This window comes from Streptomyces griseus subsp. griseus (genome assembly GCF_000720255.1).
Classification (GTDB): domain Bacteria; phylum Actinomycetota; class Actinomycetes; order Streptomycetales; family Streptomycetaceae; genus Streptomyces; species Streptomyces griseus_I.
Genome location: NZ_JOJE01000116.1, coordinates 1 through 1498, shown reverse-complemented (window position 1 = coordinate 1498; position 1498 = coordinate 1). Strand labels below are relative to the sequence as shown.

Sequence of the window (1498 nt, the reverse complement as noted above, 5' to 3'; positions counted from 1 at the left end):
TGAGTGCGTTGTGGCAAAGGGAGTCCCTGTTCGATGAGCAGGGGCTTCTTCGTGTGCGGGGCGTGATCGCGACGGAGTAGGGGCAGGCAGCGGGCGGCTTGTTGTGGATCGAGGAGGGTGCGATGCCGTCGGTGCTGGGGTTGATGGAACAGCGTGAGGCGCGGGCGAGGCAGGATCTGGAGTCCTGGACAGAGGTCCTGGAGCAGGCTCAGGCGGAGGTGGATGCCGCGCGGGAGCGGGTCGAGCGGGCCCGGGTGGGGCGTGAGGAGCTCGTGTCGGTGCTGGCGGAGGAGAGCCCGGTTGATACGCCGGTTTCCGTGCCGTCTGGTCGTGAGGCGGCTGCTGTTGTGGGATCGAGCGGCCTCGGCGCGGTGCATGGCGAGAGGCCGCCGGTGTGGCGGTCGGGCATGGGTGAAGAGGTGCTCAGGGGCCTGTATCGGGAGGTGTTCGCCGCGATGGTGGCCGCTTCGGGGCCGGTGAACGGGGTGGAGCTGACGCGGGCGGTGGGCCGGGAGGCGGAGATCAAGAACGAGGTGGAGAAGATCCGTCACCGTGCCTACGTGCTGGAGAAGCGGGGCTGGCTGGTGCGGGCGAAGGACGGACGGTTCATGCCCGCGCCCGGAGCAGTCGGCCGGGGCGCTTCTCCGGCCAGTGCGGAGCGTCCCCGGCGAGGCGCCGGGACAGCCTGATCACGGCGGCCCACCACACCATCTGCTGGTGGTGATCGGGGCGGCGTTCGTGGTCGCGGTTGAGGCGGCGTGAGCGGGAGAGCCAGCTCAGCGTGCGCTCCACCACCCACCTGCGGGCCAGTACGACAAATCCGCGCCGCCCGTCGGAGCGGCGCACGACCTCGACGCGCACTCCGTGGCGGGCGAACGCCTTCGCCAAGGCCGGCCCCTGGTAGGCGCTGTCGACCCATACCAGCTTCAGCAGCCGGCCCGGCCGGTCCATGTACGTCTCCAGCAGCGCGGGGGCGGCCTTGGAGTCGTGCATGTCGGCCGTGGTCACGGTCACCTCCAGGAGCAGGCCCTCGGTATCGGTCAGGACGTGGCGCTTGCGTCCGTCACGTGACTTGCCGCCGTCGTAACCACGGCTGTCCTCGCCGACGGTCTCGGAGGCGTCCACCGACTGACTGTCGATGACTCCCGCACTGGGCTCGGCGTTGCGGCCCGTGCGTTCCCTCGCCGTGCGGCGCAGGCGTTCGTGCAGTTCACGCACGTAGTCGCAGGTCCGCCAGCGGCGGAAGAAGTCATAGACCGCCCGCCAGTACGGGAAGTCGACCGGCAGGGCCATCCACTTCACGCCGTTGTCGACCAGGTAGCGCACAGCGTCGAGCATCTCTCGATGGCAATACGCCTCCGGACGCCCGCCCCGCTTGAGCAGCCACGCCGGCACGGGCATCGCGAAGCGGACCTCGGCCCACTCCGCATCCGTCATGTCACTCGGATAGCACCGCGTCCGCCGTCCCTGAGCGATCGAACCGAACCTGTGGACGTAG

2 protein-coding genes are annotated in these 1498 nt (G+C 69.8%); one reads left to right on the top strand and one right to left on the bottom strand.

Features of this window, described 5'->3' with window-relative positions; all coding sequences use genetic code 11:
- Positions 1 to 122: 122 nt before the first annotated feature.
- Positions 123 to 689 carry a BAR domain-containing protein gene (locus IG99_RS47280; RefSeq protein WP_234312182.1) on the top strand — a complete coding sequence of 189 codons (567 nt, stop codon included), beginning with the start codon at positions 123 to 125 and terminating at the stop codon, positions 687 to 689.
- Here the strand turns inward: IG99_RS47280 and IG99_RS43335 are convergent.
- Entirely contained in the window at positions 607 to 1437 is an 831-nt protein-coding gene (locus IG99_RS43335; RefSeq protein ID WP_037684533.1) for an IS5 family transposase, read from the bottom strand. The genes IG99_RS47280 and IG99_RS43335 overlap by 83 nt on opposite strands.
- Positions 1438 to 1498 lie beyond the last annotated feature (61 nt).

Bases quoted from the DNA above. Each gene is read 5' to 3' on its own strand.
- IG99_RS47280 (WP_234312182.1), top strand. From the start codon at position 123: ATGCCGTCGGTGCTGGGGTTGATGGAACAGCGTGAGGCGCGGGCGAGG.
- IG99_RS43335 (WP_037684533.1), bottom strand. From the start codon at position 1,437: ATGACGGATGCGGAGTGGGCCGAGGTCCGCTTCGCGATGCCCGTGCCG.